The organism is Salmonella sp. SAL00670 (genome assembly GCF_046552235.1).
Taxonomy (GTDB): domain Bacteria; phylum Pseudomonadota; class Gammaproteobacteria; order Enterobacterales; family Enterobacteriaceae; genus Salmonella; species Salmonella enterica.
Window position 1 is genome coordinate 181,550 of the sequence record NZ_JBGDUO010000006.1, and the last position, 19,718, is coordinate 201,267.

General features: G+C 54.0%; 21 protein-coding genes. 10 read left to right on the forward strand and 11 right to left on the reverse strand.

What is annotated here, in order from left to right:
- The first annotated feature begins 23 nt into the window (after positions 1-23).
- Entirely contained in the window at positions 24-1,022 is a 999-nt protein-coding gene (locus ACLJRS_RS18970) for a bile acid:sodium symporter family protein (protein ID WP_000765581.1), read from the forward strand.
- Here ACLJRS_RS18970 and ACLJRS_RS18975 read toward each other — a convergent pair.
- From ACLJRS_RS18975 to zipA, 3 genes are all read right to left on the reverse strand, one after another.
- On the reverse strand, positions 1,019-1,237 hold the full coding sequence (locus ACLJRS_RS18975; protein ID WP_001519708.1) for a DUF3820 family protein: 219 nt from the start codon (positions 1,235-1,237) through the stop codon (positions 1,019-1,021). The two genes, ACLJRS_RS18970 and ACLJRS_RS18975, sit on opposite strands and share 4 nt — an antisense overlap.
- A gap of 1 nt (position 1,238) precedes the next feature.
- Entirely contained in the window at positions 1,239-3,254 is a 2,016-nt protein-coding gene (gene ligA, locus ACLJRS_RS18980; RefSeq protein ID WP_000433279.1) for an NAD-dependent DNA ligase LigA, read from the reverse strand.
- Between the two features lie 71 nt (positions 3,255-3,325).
- On the reverse strand, positions 3,326-4,312 hold the full coding sequence (gene zipA, locus ACLJRS_RS18985) for a cell division protein ZipA (protein ID WP_000983126.1): 987 nt from the start codon (positions 4,310-4,312) through the stop codon (positions 3,326-3,328).
- A 231-nt stretch (positions 4,313-4,543) separates the two neighbouring features.
- On the opposite strand from zipA, the gene cysZ reads away from it, so the two are divergent.
- From cysZ to crr, 5 genes are all read left to right on the forward strand, one after another.
- Positions 4,544-5,305, forward strand: coding sequence for a sulfate transporter CysZ (gene cysZ, locus ACLJRS_RS18990; RefSeq protein WP_000255008.1), 762 nt, complete (start codon positions 4,544-4,546; stop codon positions 5,303-5,305).
- A gap of 163 nt (positions 5,306-5,468) precedes the next feature.
- Positions 5,469-6,440: a cysteine synthase A gene (cysK, locus tag ACLJRS_RS18995; RefSeq protein WP_000036904.1), complete on the forward strand. Its 972-nt coding sequence runs from the start codon at positions 5,469-5,471 to the stop codon at positions 6,438-6,440.
- Between the two features lie 383 nt (positions 6,441-6,823).
- Positions 6,824-7,081 (forward strand): phosphocarrier protein Hpr, encoded by a 258-nt coding sequence (ptsH, locus tag ACLJRS_RS19000; protein WP_000487600.1) that lies wholly within the window; start codon positions 6,824-6,826, stop codon positions 7,079-7,081.
- A gap of 48 nt (positions 7,082-7,129) precedes the next feature.
- On the forward strand, positions 7,130-8,857 hold the full coding sequence (gene ptsI, locus ACLJRS_RS19005; protein WP_000623114.1) for a phosphoenolpyruvate-protein phosphotransferase PtsI: 1,728 nt from the start codon (positions 7,130-7,132) through the stop codon (positions 8,855-8,857).
- 40 nt (positions 8,858-8,897) lie between these two features.
- The gene (gene crr / locus ACLJRS_RS19010) at positions 8,898-9,407 is read left to right on the forward strand and encodes a PTS glucose transporter subunit IIA (RefSeq protein WP_000522253.1); all 510 of its coding nucleotides are present in this window, start codon (positions 8,898-8,900) and stop codon (positions 9,405-9,407) included.
- A 149-nt stretch (positions 9,408-9,556) separates the two neighbouring features.
- Here the strand turns inward: crr and ACLJRS_RS19015 are convergent, their stop codons facing one another.
- Together ACLJRS_RS19015 and pdxK are read right to left on the reverse strand one after the other, a co-directional pair.
- On the reverse strand, positions 9,557-9,796 hold the full coding sequence (locus tag ACLJRS_RS19015; RefSeq protein WP_000844541.1) for a hypothetical protein: 240 nt from the start codon (positions 9,794-9,796) through the stop codon (positions 9,557-9,559).
- Positions 9,793-10,659, reverse strand: a complete 867-nt coding sequence (gene pdxK / locus ACLJRS_RS19020; RefSeq protein WP_000529619.1) for a pyridoxine/pyridoxal/pyridoxamine kinase — start codon at positions 10,657-10,659, stop codon at positions 9,793-9,795. The genes ACLJRS_RS19015 and pdxK overlap by 4 nt, the downstream gene beginning before the upstream one ends.
- 82 nt (positions 10,660-10,741) lie before the next feature.
- On the opposite strand from pdxK, the gene ptsJ reads away from it, so the two are divergent.
- From ptsJ to ACLJRS_RS19040, 4 genes are read left to right on the forward strand one after another with little or no spacing between them, the layout of a single operon-like run.
- Entirely contained in the window at positions 10,742-12,034 is a 1,293-nt protein-coding gene (gene ptsJ / locus ACLJRS_RS19025; protein WP_000565123.1) for a transcriptional regulator PtsJ, read from the forward strand.
- A gap of 14 nt (positions 12,035-12,048) precedes the next feature.
- Positions 12,049-12,768 (forward strand): GMP synthase, encoded by a 720-nt coding sequence (locus ACLJRS_RS19030; RefSeq protein ID WP_001263765.1) that lies wholly within the window; start codon positions 12,049-12,051, stop codon positions 12,766-12,768.
- Positions 12,769-12,826: 58 nt separating this feature from the next.
- Complete coding sequence (locus tag ACLJRS_RS19035) at positions 12,827-13,207, forward strand: YfeK family protein (protein WP_000710738.1); 381 nt, start codon at positions 12,827-12,829, stop codon at positions 13,205-13,207.
- Between the two features lie 12 nt (positions 13,208-13,219).
- Positions 13,220-13,759, forward strand: coding sequence for a transglycosylase domain-containing protein (locus ACLJRS_RS19040; RefSeq protein ID WP_001119689.1), 540 nt, complete (start codon positions 13,220-13,222; stop codon positions 13,757-13,759).
- Positions 13,760-13,889: 130 nt separating this feature from the next.
- Here the strand turns inward: ACLJRS_RS19040 and cysM are convergent, their stop codons facing one another.
- From cysM to ucpA, 6 genes are all read right to left on the reverse strand, one after another.
- The gene (cysM, locus tag ACLJRS_RS19045; protein WP_001093884.1) at positions 13,890-14,801 is read right to left on the reverse strand and encodes a cysteine synthase CysM; all 912 of its coding nucleotides are present in this window, start codon (positions 14,799-14,801) and stop codon (positions 13,890-13,892) included.
- 67 nt (positions 14,802-14,868) lie between these two features.
- Positions 14,869-15,966: a sulfate/thiosulfate ABC transporter ATP-binding protein CysA gene (gene cysA / locus ACLJRS_RS19050; RefSeq protein ID WP_000021079.1), complete on the reverse strand. Its 1,098-nt coding sequence runs from the start codon at positions 15,964-15,966 to the stop codon at positions 14,869-14,871.
- On the reverse strand, positions 15,956-16,831 hold the full coding sequence (gene cysW, locus ACLJRS_RS19055; RefSeq protein WP_000852705.1) for a sulfate/thiosulfate ABC transporter permease CysW: 876 nt from the start codon (positions 16,829-16,831) through the stop codon (positions 15,956-15,958). The genes cysA and cysW overlap by 11 nt, the downstream gene beginning before the upstream one ends.
- Positions 16,831-17,664 carry a sulfate/thiosulfate ABC transporter permease CysT gene (gene cysT, locus ACLJRS_RS19060; RefSeq protein WP_000881746.1) on the reverse strand — a complete coding sequence of 278 codons (834 nt, stop codon included), beginning with the start codon at positions 17,662-17,664 and terminating at the stop codon, positions 16,831-16,833. The genes cysW and cysT overlap by 1 nt, the downstream gene beginning before the upstream one ends.
- A complete protein-coding gene (gene cysP, locus ACLJRS_RS19065; RefSeq protein ID WP_000290192.1) occupies positions 17,664-18,680 on the reverse strand; it encodes a thiosulfate/sulfate ABC transporter substrate-binding protein CysP in 1,017 nt (338 codons plus the stop codon). The genes cysT and cysP overlap by 1 nt, the downstream gene beginning before the upstream one ends.
- A gap of 157 nt (positions 18,681-18,837) precedes the next feature.
- Positions 18,838-19,629 (reverse strand): SDR family oxidoreductase UcpA, encoded by a 792-nt coding sequence (gene ucpA, locus ACLJRS_RS19070; RefSeq protein WP_000517460.1) that lies wholly within the window; start codon positions 19,627-19,629, stop codon positions 18,838-18,840.
- Positions 19,630-19,718 lie beyond the last annotated feature (89 nt).

Here is a 19,718-nt window from a genome sequence, read left to right on the forward strand (position 1 = left end):
TGCACCGACTTTCAGGAGTTTTTATGAAACTTTTTCGTATCCTTGACCCTTTCACGCTGACACTTATCACCGTGGTACTACTGGCCTCTTTTTTCCCGGCGGAAGGCAGCTTTGTGCCTGTCGTTGAAGGCATTACGACAGCGGCCATCGCTCTGCTGTTTTTTATGCATGGCGCGAAGCTTTCGCGTGAAGCGATCATCGCTGGCGGCAGCCACTGGCGGTTGCATCTGTGGGTCATGTGTAGCACTTTTGTGCTCTTTCCTGTCCTCGGCGTACTGTTTGCCTGGTGGGCGCCTGTCAATGTCGACCCTATGCTCTACAGCGGCTTTCTGTATCTGTGTATTTTGCCCGCCACCGTGCAGTCGGCGATTGCATTTACTTCACTCGCGGGCGGTAACGTCGCGGCCGCGGTGTGCTCAGCGTCTGCGTCCAGCCTGCTGGGCATTTTCCTGTCGCCGCTGCTGGTCGGTCTGGTAATGAATATTCATGGCGCGCAGGGCAGTCTGGAAGAGGTGGGCAAAATTATGCTGCAACTGCTGCTGCCTTTTGTGCTGGGACACCTGTCTCGCCCGTGGATCGGCAATTGGGTCGCGCGCAACAAAAAGTGGATCGCGAAAACGGATCAGACCTCTATTCTGCTGGTGGTCTACTCGGCGTTCAGCGAAGCGGTGGTCAACGGCATCTGGCACAAAGTCGGCTGGGGGTCGCTGCTGTTTATCGTTGTGGTCAGCCTCGTACTGCTGGCGATCGTCATCGCCATTAACGTCTTTGTCGCCCGTAAATGCGGCTTCAATAAAGCCGACGAAATCACTATTGTTTTCTGCGGTTCGAAAAAAAGCCTGGCCAACGGGATCCCGATGGCCAATATTCTGTTTCCAACGTCAGTGCTGGGTATGATGGTATTACCGCTGATGATCTTCCACCAGATCCAACTGATGGTCTGCGCAGGGCTGGCACGGCGCTACAAACGCCAGACCGAGAAGTTACAGGCGCAGCAGGAAAGCCGCGCCGCGAAAGCTTAAAGCGGGCGTTTAAGGGGCTGCACCAGTTGCGTCAGCCCCTCGGTTTTAATCAGCAGCGTGATTTGCATCAACTCCCCCAGTTTACCCGCCGGAAACTGATCTTTACGGGCAAACCACAGCAAATACTCTTCCGGAAGGTCGATCAATCGACGTCCCTGATATTTGCCGAACGGCATCACGGTGTTGGCGATTTCAACCAACTGCTCTTTTTCCATCTCAGGCACCCAGTAAGCGGATCATTTCCGCTTCATCAATGACATTGATGCCCAGTTCCTGCGCTTTGGCCAGTTTCGAACCCGCCGCTTCACCGGCAATCACCAGATCGGTTTTCTTCGATACGCTGCCTGCCACTTTCGCGCCCAGCGCCACTAAACGCGCTTTAGCGTCATCGCGAGACATCTGGCTCAGGCTACCGGTTAGTACCACGGTTTTACCGGCAAACGGGCTATCAATCTCTTGCACATTAATGACTACCGGCGCGGGCCAGTGAACCCCTTCCGCCAGTAGCTGCCCAATCACGTCACGATTGCTCTCTTCGGCAAAAAAGTTAAAGACGTGCGTAGCGACCACAATCCCCACGTCGGGTACTTTCTGCAACTCGTCAATGGTGGCAGCCTGCAGCGCCTCCAGCGTGCCGAAGTACGCCGCCAGCCCCGCCGCCGTCGCTTCACCCACTTCACGGATGCCCAGCGCATAGAGAAAACGCGCAAAAGTCGTCGCTTTGGCTTTTTCCAGCGCGTTAACAACATTTTGCGCGGACTTTGGCCCCATTCGGTCCAGGCCGGTCAGTTTACCCGCCGTCAGACGGAACAGATCCGCTGGCGTATGGACATACTCCCTTTCCACCAGTTGGTCGATGATCTTATCGCCCATCCCGTCTACATCCATCGCCCGGCGCGACACAAAATGTTTCAACGACTCTTTACGCTGCGCGCCGCAAATCAGCCCGCCGGTACAACGGGTAACGGCTTCGCCTTCAACGCGCTCTACGTCCGATCCGCACACCGGACAGTGCGTTGGAAACACAATCGGACGCGTCTCTTCAGGGCGTTCGGACAGAACCACGTTGACCACCTGAGGGATCACATCGCCTGCCCGACGGATAACCACCTTATCGCCAATGCGCAAGCCAAGTCGCTCAATTTCATCGGCATTATGCAACGTGGCATTGCTGACCAGCACACCAGCCACCTGAACCGGTTCCAGACGCGCCACCGGCGTAATCGCCCCAGTGCGCCCGACCTGAAACTCAACATCGCGCACAAAAGTCATCTGCTCCTGAGCAGGAAATTTAAACGCCACCGCCCAGCGCGGCGCGCGGGCCACAAAGCCCAGCTGTTCCTGCAAAGCCAGCGAGTTGACCTTAATCACCACGCCGTCGATATCAAAACCGAGCGTGGGGCGATCTTTTTCGACGTTGCGATAAAAATCCAGTACCGCCTGGGGAGAATCGCACAGCGTCACGCGATCGCTGACCGGTAACCCCCACGCTTTAAATTGCAGCAAACGTCCCAGATGCGTATCCGGCAACTCGCCGCCTTCCAGAATACCGACGCCGTAGCAAAAAAATGTTAGCGGTCGCTTCGCCGTAATACGCGGATCGAGCTGACGCAGCGAGCCCGCCGCCGCGTTACGCGGGTTAGCAAACACTTTGCCGCCAGTGCGGCGCGCGTCTTCATTGATCTTTTCAAACCCGGCCTGCGGTAAAAATACCTCTCCGCGAACTTCAAGACGCGCCGGAATGTTATCGCCGTGCAGCTTTAACGGAATGGCGCGAATCGTGCGCACGTTTGAAGTGATATCTTCACCGGTGGTGCCGTCGCCACGCGTCGCAGCGCTCACCAGCACGCCGTTTTCATACAGAATGCTGACCGCCAGGCCATCCAGCTTTAGCTCGCAGCACCAGATGACATTTTCCGTGCTTTTTAGACGATCCTGCACTCGCTTGTTAAACGCCAGGAAGCTTTCTTCATCAAATACGTTATCGAGCGACAGCATCGGTACTTCATGGCGAATCTGGTTGAATGCCGTCAGCGGCGCCGCGCCAACGCGCTGCGTGGGCGAATCCGGCGTGATAAGGTCCGGACGTTGCGCCTCCAGCTCTCGCAGTTCCCGCATCAGGCGGTCATATTCGGCGTCGGGAATCTCTGGCGCATCCATCACATGATACAGATATTCATGATGGCGAAGCGTGGTTCGCAGTTCTGTCAGTTGTTGTTCGATTGGTTCCATATCACACCATCAATGATAAAAAACCCCCGACAGGCGGGGGTTACGTTAAAAATGTCACACCTGCGTTAACCTCAGGCGTTAGCGTCCATCACCTCGCGGATGCGGTCCTGATATTCGCGCAGTTTCTGCGGCGTCATCATCCGACGCTGGTCATCCAGCACGACGCCACCGACCTCATCAGCGATATGCTGCGCGGATTGCAGCATCAGCTTGAAATTCTGCAGCGCATCGCCGTAAGACGGTACCTGCATAAAGATAGTGACGCCAGGCGTAGTGAAGTCCGTCATTTCAGGATCGAACGTTCCCGGATTGACCATATTCGCGAGACTGAACAAGGCCGGGCCGCTGCCGTCCGGGCTCAAATGACGATGGAAAATATTCATATCGCCAAATTTAAAGCCTGACTGCTGAATACTGTTCAGTAACACTTCACCATTAAGCTCGCTGCCATGATGGGCCGCGACGTTCATAATGATGACCGCCTCTTTACGCTGCGGTTTTTCCACAACCGGCGCTTCTTCCACTACCGGTTCCGCCTCAACCACAGGTTCCGCAGGCTGGAAGGTTTGCGCTGATGGCGGCGGCGCGGGCTGCGCAACAGGCTGCGGCGCTTGCGACGGCGGTGCAGGCTGCTGTTGCGGCGGCTGTACCGGCGGCGCAGATGGCTGAACCTGCTGAGGCTGCGGCGCAGGTTGGACCGGTTGCTGAACCGGCTGTTGCATCGGCGCTTGCGGCTGCGGCGGCGCCGCTGGACGCGGTTGCGCAGACGCATAAGGCGGCTGGTACTGGTGTTGCGGCGACTGACGAGGGGCATCATGCTCCTGCGACTGGCCGGGGGCATGATTTACGCGGTGAACACGAACTTCACCCACGCCTTCGTCTTCTTCGACATCGTCGTCATACGAGTCGTCGTCGCGTTTCGATTTCATGCGTTTTAGTGGACGATCGCGGAACATAGAAGATCGTTCTTTACGGCTGGTCCAGAAACCATGTACCAGTAAAGCGATTATGGCGATCGCGCCAACAATGATTAATATCAGACGCAAATCCTGCATCATTATATTCTCTGTTGTTCTAACACCTTGCCACCACGGCAAACATTTACTCACTAAGAGTATTTGCCGATTACGTCAAGTGCAAGTGTACTGTTGGCTTTCGCAGCATAAAGATGAAGGAAAATGTGCTTTTTGCTGTTTTTTCGAACATTTCCGAACTATCCACCGTCTGATAACCGGGTAAGATATCCCACGTTTACCCAGGGCTTTAAGAAAAAGGAGTATGTCCTGAATATGGTTTCATCATCCACAACCGTACCACGTAGCGGCGTCTATTATTTCTCGCAAGGATGGAAGTTAGTCACCCTACCGGGAATCCGCCGCTTTGTTATTTTACCTCTGCTGGTCAACATTGTGCTGATGGGCGGCGCATTTTGGTGGCTGTTTACCCAGCTTGACGCCTGGATACCTTCGTTGATGAGTCATGTGCCGGACTGGCTGCAATGGCTGAGCTATCTGCTGTGGCCGATTGCAGTTATCTCTGTTCTGTTGGTCTTTGGCTATTTTTTCTCTACCCTCGCCAACTGGATCGCCGCGCCGTTTAACGGCCTTTTAGCCGAACAGCTTGAGGCGCGGTTAACCGGCGCCACGCCGCCAGATACCGGCATACTCGGCATCATGAAAGATGTACCGCGCATTATGAAACGTGAATGGCAAAAGCTGGCGTGGTATCTGCCGCGTGCTATTGTGCTGCTGGTTCTCTATTTTATTCCTGGCATTGGCCAAACCATCGCGCCGGTGCTGTGGTTTTTGTTCAGCGCCTGGATGCTGGCGATCCAGTATTGCGACTACCCGTTCGATAACCACAAAGTGCCGTTTAAAACGATGCGCGCCGCGTTGCGCACGCAGAAGGTGGCGAATATGCAATTTGGCGCGCTCACCAGCCTCTTTACGATGATTCCGGTGCTTAACCTTTTCATTATGCCTGTCGCCGTCTGTGGCGCGACGGCAATGTGGGTTGATTGCTGGCGTGCTAAGCACGCGTTATGGAAATAACGTAAAAATGTATAAATAAGAGATGGCTTATGCTGTCTCTTATTCCATACTGATAACCATTATTTCCCATCAGCATATAGATATGCGAAATCCTTACTTCCCCATATCTGGCTGGAAGGTATGCTGGGAAGGTATCCCAATTTCATACAGTTAAGGACAGGCCATGAGTAAGATTTATGAAGATAACTCGCTGACTATCGGTCATACGCCGCTGGTTCGACTGAACCGTATCGGTAATGGACGCATTCTGGCGAAGGTGGAGTCGCGCAACCCGAGCTTCAGCGTCAAGTGCCGTATCGGCGCCAATATGATTTGGGATGCCGAAAAGCGTGGCGTACTGAAACCTGGCGTGGAACTGGTCGAGCCGACCAGCGGCAACACCGGTATTGCGCTGGCGTATGTCGCCGCCGCGCGCGGTTACAAACTCACCCTGACCATGCCGGAAACCATGAGCATTGAACGCCGCAAGCTACTCAAAGCATTAGGCGCGAATCTGGTGCTGACCGAAGGGGCGAAAGGGATGAAAGGCGCTATTCAGAAAGCCGAAGAAATTGTCGCCAGCGATCCGCAAAAATATCTCCTGCTCCAGCAGTTCAGCAACCCTGCCAACCCGGAAATCCATGAAAAAACCACCGGCCCGGAAATCTGGGAAGACACCGATGGTCAGGTGGATGTGTTTATCTCCGGCGTCGGCACTGGCGGTACGTTAACCGGCGTCACGCGTTATATCAAAGGGACGAAGGGTAAAACCGATCTTATCACCGTTGCGGTAGAACCCACTGACTCCCCGGTTATTGCCCAGGCGCTGGCTGGTGAAGAAATCAAACCAGGCCCGCATAAAATTCAGGGCATCGGCGCAGGCTTCATCCCGGGCAACCTGGATCTGAAACTGATTGATAAAGTGGTTGGCATCACCAATGAAGAAGCCATTTCTACCGCGCGCCGTCTGATGGAAGAGGAAGGTATTCTGGCAGGAATTTCTTCCGGCGCCGCGGTTGCTGCAGCGCTTAAGCTGCAGGAAGATGAAAGCTTTACCAATAAGAATATTGTGGTTATCCTACCTTCATCAGGTGAGCGTTATCTGAGCACCGCGTTGTTCGCCGATCTCTTTACTGAGAAAGAACTGCAACAGTGATGCCAGCATGTTAAAAACGCGTAAAAAAGCACCTTTTTGGGTGCTTTTTTGTGGCCTGCTTCAAACTTTCACCTCACCTGGCATTGATTCACCCTGCCGGAACTGGTATTTAACCAGACTAATTATTTTGATGCGCGAAATTAATCGTTACAGGAAAAGCGTTAGCTGAATCGATTTTATGATTTGGTTCAACTCTTCCTTTCGCGGCATAATGTTTAATGACGAGCGAAACGTCAGCGGCCATAAGTTGCCAGCAACGGATTGCGTAGAACACCTTTTGTGTCGCGTCCCGTTTACGCCGGCGCTAACAATACAGGCTAAAGTTGAGCCGCCAGGCTAGACTTTAGTTCCACAACACTAAACCTATAAGTTGGGGAAATACAATGTTCCAGCAAGAAGTTACCATTACCGCTCCGAACGGTCTGCACACCCGCCCTGCTGCTCAGTTTGTTAAAGAAGCAAAAGGCTTCACTTCTGAGATTACTGTGACTTCCAACGGCAAAAGCGCCAGCGCGAAAAGCCTGTTTAAACTGCAGACTCTGGGCCTGACTCAAGGCACCGTCGTCACCATCTCCGCAGAAGGTGAAGATGAGCAGAAAGCGGTTGAACATCTGGTCAAACTGATGGCGGAACTCGAGTAAGTTTTTTTCCGGGTTCTTTTAAAAATCAGTCACAAGTAAGGTAGGGTTATGATTTCAGGCATTTTAGCATCCCCGGGTATCGCTTTCGGCAAAGCACTGCTGCTGAAAGAAGACGAAATCGTCATTGACCGGAAAAAAATTTCTGCCGACAAGGTTGATCAGGAAGTTGAACGTTTTCTGAGCGGTCGTGCCAAGGCATCTGCGCAACTGGAAGCGATCAAGACAAAAGCTGGTGAAACGTTCGGTGAAGAAAAAGAAGCCATCTTTGAAGGGCATATTATGCTGCTCGAAGATGAGGAGCTGGAGCAGGAAATCATAGCCCTGATTAAAGATAAGCACATGACGGCTGACGCAGCCGCACATGAAGTTATCGAAGGTCAGGCCACTGCCCTGGAAGAACTGGATGACGAATACCTGAAAGAGCGTGCGGCTGACGTACGTGATATTGGTAAGCGCCTGCTGCGCAACATCCTGGGTCTGGCCATTATCGATCTGAGCGCGATTCAGGAAGAAGTTATCCTGGTTGCCGCTGACCTGACGCCGTCAGAAACTGCACAGCTGAACCTGCAGAAAGTGCTGGGCTTCATCACCGACGCGGGCGGACGCACGTCTCATACCTCCATCATGGCGCGTTCTCTGGAACTGCCGGCGATCGTAGGTACCGGTAGCGTCACCGCTCAGGTGAAAAACGGCGATTATCTGATTCTGGATGCCGTAAACAACCAGGTTTACGTCAACCCGACCAACGATGTTATTGAGCAACTGCGCGCCGTCCAGGAGCAGGTTGCGACCGAGAAAGCGGAACTGGCTAAACTGAAAGATCTGCCGGCAATCACGCTGGATGGACATCAGGTTGAAGTTTGCGCCAACATCGGTACCGTTCGTGACGTTGAAGGCGCTGAGCGCAACGGCGCGGAAGGCGTTGGTCTGTATCGTACTGAATTCCTGTTCATGGATCGCGACGCGCTGCCGACGGAAGAAGAGCAGTTTGCCGCCTATAAAGCGGTCGCTGAAGCGTGCGGCTCGCAGGCGGTTATCGTCCGTACCATGGACATTGGCGGCGACAAAGAGCTGCCGTACATGAACTTCCCGAAAGAAGAAAACCCGTTCCTGGGCTGGCGCGCCGTGCGTATCGCCATGGATCGCAAAGAGATCCTGCGTGACCAGGTTCGCGCGATTCTGCGTGCCTCCGCTTTCGGTAAATTGCGCATTATGTTCCCGATGATCATCTCTGTTGAAGAAGTTCGCGCGCTGCGCAAAGAGATTGAAATCTACAAACAGGAACTGCGTGACGAAGGTAAAGCATTTGACGAAAGCATTGAGATTGGCGTGATGGTGGAAACACCGGCTGCGGCGACAATTGCGCGTCATTTAGCCAAAGAAGTTGATTTCTTTAGTATCGGCACCAATGATTTAACGCAGTACACCCTGGCAGTTGACCGTGGTAATGATATGATTTCACACCTTTACCAGCCAATGTCACCGTCCGTACTGAACTTGATCAAGCAAGTTATTGATGCTTCTCATGCAGAAGGTAAATGGACTGGCATGTGTGGTGAGCTTGCAGGCGACGAACGTGCTACACTTCTGTTGCTGGGGATGGGTCTGGACGAATTCTCTATGAGCGCCATTTCTATCCCGCGCATTAAGAAGATTATCCGTAACACGAACTTCGAAGATGCGAAGGTGTTAGCAGAGCAGGCTCTTGCTCAACCGACAACGGACGAGTTAATGACGCTGGTTAACAAGTTCATTGAAGAAAAAACAATCTGCTAATCCACGAGATGCGGCCCAATTTACTGCTTAGGAGAAGATCATGGGTTTGTTCGATAAACTAAAATCTCTGGTTTCTGATGATAAGAAAGACACCGGAACTATTGAGATTGTTGCCCCGCTCTCTGGCGAGATCGTCAACATCGAAGACGTGCCGGATGTAGTTTTTGCTGAAAAAATCGTTGGTGATGGCATCGCTATCAAACCAACCGGTAACAAAATGGTCGCCCCTGTTGACGGTACCATCGGCAAAATCTTTGAAACCAACCATGCGTTCTCTATCGAATCCGATAGCGGCATTGAGCTGTTCGTTCACTTCGGTATCGACACCGTTGAGCTGAAAGGCGAAGGCTTCAAGCGTATTGCTGAAGAAGGTCAGCGCGTGAAAGTTGGCGATCCGGTCATCGAGTTCGATCTGCCGTTGCTGGAAGAAAAAGCCAAGTCTACCCTGACTCCGGTTGTTATCTCCAACATGGATGAAATCAAAGAACTGATCAAACTGTCCGGTAGCGTGACCGTGGGTGAAACTCCGGTTATCCGCATTAAGAAGTAATTCTTGCCGCAGTGAAGAATGGCGCCTTTGGGCGCCATTTTTTTTGCCTGTACTTGCGCCGCCATCCGGCGATGGTGCGGCGTACTGCCTGATGGCGCTACGCTTATCAGGCCTACAAGGTTGCGAACATTTCAGCGCCAATCCACGGGTTACAACTGCGAGGTCACCGGGCGAAAGCACTTCTCGCGCATCAGGATCTTCATCCCATCCGGGCCACTCTCCAGCATCCTGCGTTCGGAATCGGACACTTGCAACTCGCACTGATAGCCGCCAGTGATGCCAAACATCGCCCGCGCCACGCAGATATCTTCCAGCGCGTCCAGCCCGCTCGTTTCAAAATGCCCCACGATACGCCCCTGCTGGCGAACCACCAGCCGATAACTCTTCATCGCGCCTCCCCTGCCGGCGGCAGAATTAACTCATCACAGCCACACTGCTGTGTCCAGGTCATCACCTCCAGCACGCGCTGCGCCGCATCTTTTGCCGCGGTCGTCAGTTTTTTTCCCTGCACAATACCGCTGACCAGCTCGGCGCAGAAGAGATCTCCCGTCCCTTTTAACTCCGTCGCCACCCGCGGATGAGCAAAGACCTTCACGACCTGCGCGGTAACGACGGCAACCGTTATGGTCTCCAGAGATTCGCCCGGCGCGCTGGTGATAACCACCCATTTCAGCGTATCGGAAAGCAGCGATTGCGCCGCCGCCACCGCCTCTTCCAGCGTGCGACACGGTTTACCACTCAGCATCTCCAGCTCAAATACGTTCGGCGTTAGCCCCTGCGCCTGCGGCAACAAATGTGTGCGATAAGCCTGCGGAATTTCCGCCTGCACATACATTCCACTGTCGGTATCGCCAATGACCGGATCAACAAGAATACACACCTCCGGATGCGAAGCCCGGATCGCCATTAGCCACTTCGAAAGCAAGACAATTTGGTCTGCGCTGCCCATGTAACCGGTGGTAATCGCTTTTAATTCACGTAGCGCATCGCGCTCATTCAACGCCGTAAGGTAGCCTGCAAACCACTCGGCGGGAATAATGCCGCCATAAAAGGTTTTATAGTGCGGCGTATTGCTGAACAGCACCGTCGGGACCGCCGTCACGCGTAGTCCCTGCGCTTTAATGGCCGGAACAGCGATGCTGTTGCCTACGCTGCCGTACACGACCTGTGACTGGACGGCGACGATATCGGTCTGTAATGCCCGATGGTTGTCGTCGAAGAGCACTGACTGAATATCACTCTCTTGTCCCATAAAATTTTCCTCTCGCTGGACAGCAGGCTACCGCCTCATTATCATTGTCATATGCTAAAATTCATTTTGTCATAGGTCAATAATGATCGACGGAAAAACCGCTAACGAAATTTTTGACAGTATCCGTCAACACATTATCGCCGGCACGTTACGGGCGGAGGATTCGCTCCCGCCGGTACGGGAGCTGGCAAGCGAATTAAAGGTGAACCGCAATACCGTCGCAGCGGCGTATAAACGGCTGATAACGGCGGGACTGGCGCAAAGTTTAGGCCGCAATGGGACGGTGATTAAAGGCAGTCCGTCTCCCGTAGCGCTGGAAGGCGGCGATCCGCATACGCCTCTGCACGACCTTTCCGGCGGCAATCCCGATCCGCAGCGTCTGCCTGACCTTAGCCGTTATTTTGCCCGTCTCAGCCGCACGCCGCATCTCTACGGCGATGCGCCCGTTTCCCCTAAACTACACGCCTGGGCGGCGCGCTGGCTACGGGATGCCACCCCCGTCGCAGGCGAAATTGATATCACCAGCGGAGCTATCGACGCCATTGAAAGACTGCTTTGCGCGCATCTGCTGCCGGGCGACAGCGTCGCGGTGGAAGATCCCTGTTTTTTAAGCAGTATCAATATGCTGCGCTATGCCGGTTTTAGCGCCAGCCCGGTCAGCGTAGATAGCGAAGGAATGCAGCCTGAAAAGCTGGAACGGGCGCTAAATCAGGGCGCGCGGGCAGTGATCTTAACGCCGCGCGCGCACAACCCTACCGGCTGTAGCCTGAGCGCTCGCCGTGCCGCTGCGCTGCAAAATATACTGGCGCGTTACCCTCAGGTAGTGGTCATTATCGACGATCACTTCGCTCTACTTTCTTCATCGCCCTGGCAGCCGGTTATTGCGCAGACAACGCAACACTGGGCGGTGATACGCTCCGTTTCCAAAACCCTCGGCCCCGATTTACGTCTTGCTATTGTCGCCAGCGACAGCGCGACCTCGGCAAAACTTCGGCTGCGGCTAAATGCCGGTAGTCAGTGGGTCAGCCATCTGTTACAGGATCTGGTCTACGCCTGCCTGACCGACCCTGAGTATCAGCACAGGCTGGCGCAAACGCGGCTGTTTTACGCCGCCCGGCAACAAAAACTGGCCCGCGCCCTACAGCAATATGGCATCGCCATTTCTCCCGGCGACGGCGTGAATGCCTGGCTCCCGCTGGACACCCATAGCCAGGTTACCGCGTTTACGCTGGCAAAATCCGGCTGGCTGGTACGTGAGGGAGAAGCCTTTGGCGTAAGCGCGCCGTCTCACGGTCTACGTATCACGCTGTCGACATTAAATGACAGCGAGATCAACACGCTGGCGGCTGATATCCATCAGGCGCTAAATCGCTAACAGGAGAAAATAACGTGCGAGTTCATTTTGTTGTCCATGAGTCGTTTGAATCCGCTGGCGCTTATCTGAAATGGGCTGAAGATCGCGGTTATACCATTTCATGGTCGCGCGTCTATGCCGGAGAAGCGCTACCGCCCAATGCCGATGAGTTCGATATGCTCGTGGTATTTGGCGGTCCGCAGTCGCCGCGCACCACCCGCGAAGAGTACCCGTACTTTGACTCTCGCGCCGAACAGCACTTAATTAATCAGGCGATTACGGCCCGGCGAATGGTTATCGGCATTTGTCTTGGTTCGCAGCTCATTGGCGAGGCGCTGGGCGCCGCGGTGTGCCAAAGTCCGGAAAAAGAGATTGGTCACTACCCTATTACGCTCACTGAAGCCGGTCTGCGGCATCCGCTTATCGCCCACTTTGGCTCCCCGTTAACCGTCGGCCACTGGCACAACGATATGCCAGGACTCACCGATCAGGCGACCGTGCTGGCCGAAAGCGAAGGCTGTCCACGTCAGATAGTGCAGTACGGCAATTTTGTCTACGGCTTCCAGTGTCATATGGAATTTACCGTCGAGGCGGTTGAAGGATTAATCCAACATTCGCAGCAGGAGCTGGCCGACGCGCAAGGGAAGCGTTTTATCCGCTCGGTCGCCGAGATGCGCGCATGGGATTACCAGCAGATGAATGAAAAGCTGTGGCGTTTTCTGGATGAACTCACGCTGGCGCACTCACAGAAATAACCACACCAGGAGTGCAACTTATTACCCGGCTAACGGTCTGAGGTGCAGTGATTATCGCATGAAAAAGGATTTTACCATGAAGAAAATTGTCTGCTCCGTCGTTGCGCTCCTGCTGACTCTACCCGCCTGGGCGAAGCTAAACGCCCATGAAGAAGCGCGCATTAACGCCATGCTTAATGCGCTGGCGCAGAAAAAGGATCTGACATTCGTTCGTAACGGTGATGCGCATAACTGCGAGGAAGCCGTATCGCACCTGCGCTTAAAACTGGGTAACACGCGCAATCGTATCGACACCGCCGAACAGTTTATCGATAAAGTCGCGTCGTCGTCGTCCATCACCGGAAAGCCCTATATCGTTAAAATTCCCGGTAAAAGCGATGAAAACGCGCAGCCTTATTTACATGCGCTTATTGCGGAAACGGATAAGAATGTTGAGTAAGAAAAAATCATAATGCCAGGCGTGTTACTGTGGTTTTTTAAAGGCGTTATCGCGCTTCTGTTAGCGTTTGCTGTAGGGTTAACCGTTTACTATTATCTGGAAATTCGTCCCATAGCCCAGACCGCATTACAGAGCGCCTCTTTCTGGTTGTCCGAATCGCCGCAGACGCGTTTTTTGCGCCGCGCTGCGGCCAAAATACATCCCAAATCTTATACTGCCAGATTGCTCTATACCCAAGCCGGCGTGGATGGGCATTTCAGGACCGCGATCTGGGTGTTCTGGTTGGACAGCCTGTACCGCGACGACGAGCTGTATGCCATGATGCTGGCGCAAGCGTATTATGGCCGGGATTCGCAGGGTAACGCGGTTTACGGTACGAAAAATGCGGCGTTAACGTTATTTCACGTACCAGTGACAGAGATGGCCTGCCAGCAACAAGTACAACTGATTTATATGTTTAAAGCGCCGTCACTTTACCGGCCTGGTTCAGCCAGGCTGGTAGAAAGCAGCAAGCATTACATGACGCTTTGCCAGGAACAAATACAACAATAAGAACAACAGACGAGCTTTTATTATAAAAGACGACGGTAATGCGCTGGCGCATATAGAAAATCGGCAAGATATTCCCGCTTGTCAAAGGCGCCGTTGCCTGTGTATATCCCAACCAGCTAAACCTGTTAGTTTAAATCCCTGCCCCCTGGCTGAAATGCTCTTCACCAAACACGCCGGTAGACAAGTAACGGTCGCCGCGATCGCAGATGATCGCCACCACTATCGCGCCGGGCGTGGCTCGTGCGACGCGTAACGCGCCCGCTACCGCGCCGCCGGAACTCACGCCGCAGAAAATGCCTTCACGAACGGCCAGTTCACGCATGGTGTTTTCGGCATCATTCTGATGAATATCCAGCACCTGATCCACCAGGCTGGCGTTGAAAATGCCCGGCATATATTCCGCTGGCCAGCGGCGAATGCCCGGAATACTGCTGCCCTCTTCCGGCTGTAGGCCAACGATAGTGACCGGTTTTTCCTGCTCGCGCAGAAAACGCGACACGCCGGTAATGGTGCCGGTCGTGCCCATGCTGGAAACAAAATGCGTTACCCGCCCCTGCGTTTGCCGCCAGATTTCCGGGCCGGTGGTGGTGTAGTGCGCATATGGGTTATCGGGGTTATTAAACTGATCGAGCAGTTTACCTTCTCCACGTTCAGACATAGCGAGCGCTAAATCGCGCGCCCCTTCCATTCCCTGCTCTTTAGTGACCAGAATCAGCTCTGCGCCATAGGCCCGCATTGCCGCCCGACGCTCCTGACTCATGTTGTCTGGCATCAACAGCTTCATGCGATAACCTTTCAGCGCGGCGATCATCGCCAGCGCAATGCCAGTGTTGCCGCTGGTCGCTTCAATCAGGACATCGCCCGGTTTAATTTCCCCGCGCTTTTCCGCCTCGACAATCATCGATAGCGCCGCGCGATCTTTCACCGATCCTGCCGGATTATTGCCTTCCAGCTTGACCCAGATTTCACTGCCGTTATCCGGCCCCAGACGTTGTAATTTGACCAGCGGCGTATTGCCGATGGTTTGTTCTAATGTATTCACGTTTTCAGCTCGTAAAAAAGCCCGGTATGCGTAGCGCCACCGGGCGATAACTATACAAATTAACCTATCAGGCCGATTGCGCCAGAGCAAGTTCCTCTTCACGCGTTTCAATACGCTGGTCGCCGTTATACAGACGCGCTTTTTGCAGTCCAACAAACAAACGCTCGCCGCGAACCGGAACATCCTCACCCGCCATCACCACCGTCAGCGGATCGTGATACCACCCCAGCGGCTGTACCACTAACTGTGTATAGTGACCTTTTGGGCTGGCCTCAATGACCTGTACTGGTAGCGGAGAATCCAGGCTGGTGCGGCGGCTAATATCCACCTCCCACGGACGCAGGAACAGATCGACCGGCCCCTGGTACGCGGGCGTATAACCCAGCGGCCAGCGATGCGCGCCAACGTAAAACTGCCCGCCGCGGACGGTGCCTGTCAGGCGGTTCACCTCGCCCATAAACTCCAGTACGAAGCGGGTTGCCGGTTCACGCCACACTCGATCCGGCGCATCAGCCTGTTCGATATTGCCCTGACTCATCACCACCACCCGATCCGCCACTTCCGTCGCTTCTTCCTGATCGTGGGTGACAAAGACGCTGGTGAATTTCAGTTCTTCATGTAACTGGCGTAACCAGCGACGTAACTCTTTACGTACCTGGGCATCCAGCGCGCCAAACGGTTCATCCAGCAGTAGGATTTGCGGTTCTACGGCAAGCGCGCGCGCCAGCGCCACGCGCTGTTTTTGTCCGCCGGAAAGCTGGGCGGGGAAGCGATCCGCGAGGTGCGCCAGTTGCACCATCTCCAGCAATTGCGTCACTTTCGTTTTAATCGCCGCCGCAGTTGGGCGGTCGCGTCGCGGCAGCACCGTCAGGCCAAAAGCGATGTTGTCAAACACCGTCATATGGCGAAACAGCGCATAGTGCTGAAACACAAAACCAACTTTACGCTCACGCGCGTGCAGGCGGCTAACGTCCGTACCGTGGAAACGAATATGGCCGCTGGACTGATGTTCCAGCCCGGCAATAATGCGCAGCAGCGTCGTTTTGCCGGAACCAGACGGCCCCAACAAGGCAACCATCTGGCCGGAAGGAATATCCAGCGAGATATCATTCAGTACCTGAGTGCGACCAAACGATTTCTTAATTCTGGCGATCTCAATGCTCATGATTTTCCTCCTGTTGCGCGCGTTTTTCCTGATTCTCCAGACGCCATTGCAACATGCTCTTCAAAAACAGGGTAATAATCGCCATTAGCGTCAACAATGCGGCGGCGGTAAAGGAGCCGACGGTGTTGTAGTCCTGCTCCAGTAATTCAATCTGTAACGGTAGCGATAACGTTTCGCCGCGAATCGAGCCGGACACCACCGACACCGCGCCAAACTCGCCAATCGCGCGGGCGTTGGTTAACACCACGCCGTAAAGTAGCGCCCAGCGAATATTCGGCAACGTCACGCGGCGAAACATTTGCCAGCCGGATGCGCCCAGTAAAATCGCCGCCTCATCTTCCTGACTGCCCTGGCTGAGCATCACTGGCACCAGTTCGCGCACCACAAACGGGCAGGTGACAAAAATAGTGACCAGTACCATCCCCGGCCAGGAGAACATCATTTGCAAATTATGCTCATCCAGCCAGCCGCCCAACGGGCCGTTGGAGCCATAAAACAGCAGATAAACCAGACCGGCCACCACCGGCGAGACGGCAAAGGGAATATCCAGCAGGGTCAGCAGTAGCTGACGGCCGGGGAAGTTAAAGCGCGTCACCAGCCACGCCAGCAGAATGCCGAACACCAGATTCACCGGCACTGCGATCAAGGCAATCAACACCGTCAGCCAGATGGCGTGCAGCATGTCCGGATCGGCCAGATTTTGCAGTACCGGCATTAACCCTTTGCTGAACGCCTGCACGAAGATGTAAATCATCGGCACCAGCAGGATAAACGCCGAAACCAGCATCCCGACGCCAATCAGAAACCATTTTCCCCAGTTAATACGGGGGACGTCGTATCGCTTCAATTGAGTCACTTCCGCCATTAATGACCTACCACACGTCGACCAAAGCGACTTTGCAGTGTGTTAATTGAGAACAGCAGCAGCAGTGACGCCGCAAGGATCACCGAGGCAATGGCGCTGGCGGCTGGGTAATCAAACTCCTGCAAACGCACAAAAATCATCAGCGAGGTCACTTCTGTTTTCCAGGCAATATTTCCAGCGATAAAAATCACCGCGCCAAACTCGCCAAGGCTACGGGTAAAAGAGAGCGCCACGCCGGCAATCAGCGCAGGCGACAGCTCAGGCAGCACGACTTTGCGAAAACTTTGCAGGCGGGTGGCCCCCAGCGTTTGTGCCGCTTCTTCATATTCCGGCCCCAGCTCTTCCAGTACCGGCTGGACGGTGCGTACCACAAATGGAATGCTGGTAAAGGCCATCGCCACCGCAATACCGAGCCAGGTATAGGTCACTTTGATATCAAACTGCGCAAGAAACTGACCGTAGAAACCGTTCACTGAGAACAGCGAGGCCAGCGTTAACCCCGCTACCGCTGTCGGCAGCGCAAATGGCAGATCCATCAGCGCATCCAGCAACGTGCGCCCCGGAAAACGGTAGCGGGTTAAAATCCACGCCATCAGCAGACCAAACACGCCATTAAAAATCGACGCCACAAATGCCGCCAGCAGCGTCACTTTATAAGCAGCCACCACCTGTGGGTTGGTCACAACATCCCAGTATTGCGACCAGCTCATCTGTGAGAGCTGCATCACCAGCGCGCTCAACGGCAACAGCAGGATCAGGCAGACAAACAGCAAACTGGTGCCGAGGCTTAACGTAAAGCCGGGCAGCACGCGTCGGGAAGAAACGGCAAGCATTACTTACGCCCCGCCGCCAACAGTTTGTCCAGCTCGCCGCCGCTGGCAAAGTGCGTTTTCATCACTTCCGGCCAGGAACCAAACTTGTCTTCCACGCGGAACAGTTCGGTCTGCGGGAATTTATCTGCTTGCTTGCCCATGATTTCCGGGTTATTCACGCGGTAGTAGTAATGGGTGATGATGGTCTGCGCCTGCGGGCTATACAGCCAGTTCAGGTAAGCTTTGGCGGCTTTTTCTGTGCCGTTGGCCTGCACGTTTTTATCTACCCAGGCAACCGGGAATTCAGCAAGAATGTTCGTTTTCGGGATCACCACTTCAAATCCCTGGGCTTCATATTGTTTGCGGATGTTGTTCACTTCCGATTCAAAACTAATCAGCACATCGCCCAGACCACGCTCGGCAAAGGTAGTCGTAGCACCGCGACCGCCGGTATCAAACACTTCGACGTTTTTCAGGAACTGGGTCATAAACTGTTCGGTTTTGGCTTTATCGCCGCCGTCCGCGTTATCCGCCGCGCCCCATGCCGCCAGATACGTGTAACGGGCGTTGCCGGAGGTTTTCGGGTTAGGGAAAATCAGCTTCACGTCGGAACGTACAAGATCGCTCCAGTCGTGAATATTTTTCGGGTTCCCCTTGCGCACCAGGAAGCCCATCGTGGAATAGAATGGCGAACTGTTGTTCGGCAGACGGCTTTGCCAGTCGGCAGGGAGCAGTTTACCTTTATCATGGAGAATCTGTACGTCGGTCACCTGATTGTAGGTCACAACGTCTGCCTTCAGTCCCTGCAAAATCGCCAGCGCCTGTTTTGATGACCCGGCATGAGATTGCTTAATTGTCAGCTTATCGCCGCCGTTATCCTTCGCCCATTGTTGCTCAAACGGTGGGTTAAGGGCGGCAAACAGCTCGCGGGAGACATCGTATGAGCTGTTCAGCAGTTCCGTCGCCTGTACCTGACCGACCAGTAACAGAGACGCCGCCAGCGTCAGAGCATTTTTTTTCAGGAAGTTAACGGCCATTGCGCACCCTTATAAATTTAATGACTTTCTTATGGTCATCATATTTATAACCAACGCTAAAGGAGTAACGGTTTTATATACCGTTTGATGATTTGAAAGTTGAAAAGGGAATAAGAGAATCCCTCCCCACGCGGCGCGGGGAGGAGACCGGCATCAATCAGACGCCTACGCTTACGCTTTCAGGCAGGGTACTGCCGCCATCAATGACGTTTTGCGTTCCGGTAAGATAGCTGGACTCATCGGAAGCCAGAAATGCCGCCAGTTCCCCTACTTCCAGCGGATCGGCAAGGCGGCGTAGCGGAATGGCTTTTGCCATTTCCGTTAATACCGATTCCGGATCGTCAGGGTTAGACTGACGGGCAATGCTTTCCGCCATCGGCGTTCTTACATAACCGGGGCAAATGGCATTCACACGAATACCGGACTGCGCATACTCTACCGCCAGCGATTTGGTTAAACCGACAATGGCGGCTTTTGACAGCGCATAGGCCGTTTCACCCGGGTCCGCCACCATATCTCCCGTGACGGAAGACATCATCACAATGCGGCCATCTTTACGTTTAATCATCTCCGGCAGGACGGCTTTGGTGACGTTCCAGACACCTTTAATATTAATATCAATGTGGAAATCGCGATCTTCTTCACTCATATCGAGGAAGTTGCCCAGACGGCACACGCCAGCGTTATTCACCAAAATATCAATTCTACCTTCAGTCTCTTTGGCGCGCGCAACCGCCGCCTGCACCGAAGCAAAATCTCTGACGTCAGCCTTAACGGCAGTGCAGCGATGCCCGCGCCCGCCCAGCTCATCCGCCAGCTTTTCAATCTCATCGGAGATATCCAGCAAGATTAAGTTCGCGCCGTGGCGTGCGAATACGCGAGCGATCCCTTCGCCAATGCCCTGCGATGCGCCCGTAATCAATGCTGTCTTGCCCGTGAGTTTACCCATTTTCAATGTCTCCTTTTGAATATGGAGTCTTACACTCCATTAACACTGAAAATACAGTAATAACAAATAAGTGCTGAGGAATAGCTCAC

Bases quoted from the DNA above. Each gene is read 5' to 3' on its own strand.
- ACLJRS_RS18970 (WP_000765581.1), top strand. From the start codon at position 24: ATGAAACTTTTTCGTATCCTTGACCCTTTCACGCTGACACTTATCACC.
- ACLJRS_RS18975 (WP_001519708.1), bottom strand. From the start codon at position 1,237: ATGGAAAAAGAGCAGTTGGTTGAAATCGCCAACACCGTGATGCCGTTC.
- ligA (WP_000433279.1), bottom strand. From the start codon at position 3,254: ATGGAACCAATCGAACAACAACTGACAGAACTGCGAACCACGCTTCGC.
- zipA (WP_000983126.1), bottom strand. From the start codon at position 4,312: ATGATGCAGGATTTGCGTCTGATATTAATCATTGTTGGCGCGATCGCC.
- cysZ (WP_000255008.1), top strand. From the start codon at position 4,544: ATGGTTTCATCATCCACAACCGTACCACGTAGCGGCGTCTATTATTTC.
- cysK (WP_000036904.1), top strand. From the start codon at position 5,469: ATGAGTAAGATTTATGAAGATAACTCGCTGACTATCGGTCATACGCCG.
- ptsH (WP_000487600.1), top strand. From the start codon at position 6,824: ATGTTCCAGCAAGAAGTTACCATTACCGCTCCGAACGGTCTGCACACC.
- ptsI (WP_000623114.1), top strand. From the start codon at position 7,130: ATGATTTCAGGCATTTTAGCATCCCCGGGTATCGCTTTCGGCAAAGCA.
- crr (WP_000522253.1), top strand. From the start codon at position 8,898: ATGGGTTTGTTCGATAAACTAAAATCTCTGGTTTCTGATGATAAGAAA.
- ACLJRS_RS19015 (WP_000844541.1), bottom strand. From the start codon at position 9,796: ATGAAGAGTTATCGGCTGGTGGTTCGCCAGCAGGGGCGTATCGTGGGG.
- pdxK (WP_000529619.1), bottom strand. From the start codon at position 10,659: ATGGGACAAGAGAGTGATATTCAGTCAGTGCTCTTCGACGACAACCAT.
- ptsJ (WP_000565123.1), top strand. From the start codon at position 10,742: ATGATCGACGGAAAAACCGCTAACGAAATTTTTGACAGTATCCGTCAA.
- ACLJRS_RS19035 (WP_000710738.1), top strand. From the start codon at position 12,827: ATGAAAAAGGATTTTACCATGAAGAAAATTGTCTGCTCCGTCGTTGCG.
- ACLJRS_RS19040 (WP_001119689.1), top strand. From the start codon at position 13,220: ATGCCAGGCGTGTTACTGTGGTTTTTTAAAGGCGTTATCGCGCTTCTG.
- cysA (WP_000021079.1), bottom strand. From the start codon at position 15,966: ATGAGCATTGAGATCGCCAGAATTAAGAAATCGTTTGGTCGCACTCAG.
- cysW (WP_000852705.1), bottom strand. From the start codon at position 16,831: ATGGCGGAAGTGACTCAATTGAAGCGATACGACGTCCCCCGTATTAAC.
- cysT (WP_000881746.1), bottom strand. From the start codon at position 17,664: ATGCTTGCCGTTTCTTCCCGACGCGTGCTGCCCGGCTTTACGTTAAGC.
- cysP (WP_000290192.1), bottom strand. From the start codon at position 18,680: ATGGCCGTTAACTTCCTGAAAAAAAATGCTCTGACGCTGGCGGCGTCT.
- ucpA (WP_000517460.1), bottom strand. From the start codon at position 19,629: ATGGGTAAACTCACGGGCAAGACAGCATTGATTACGGGCGCATCGCAG.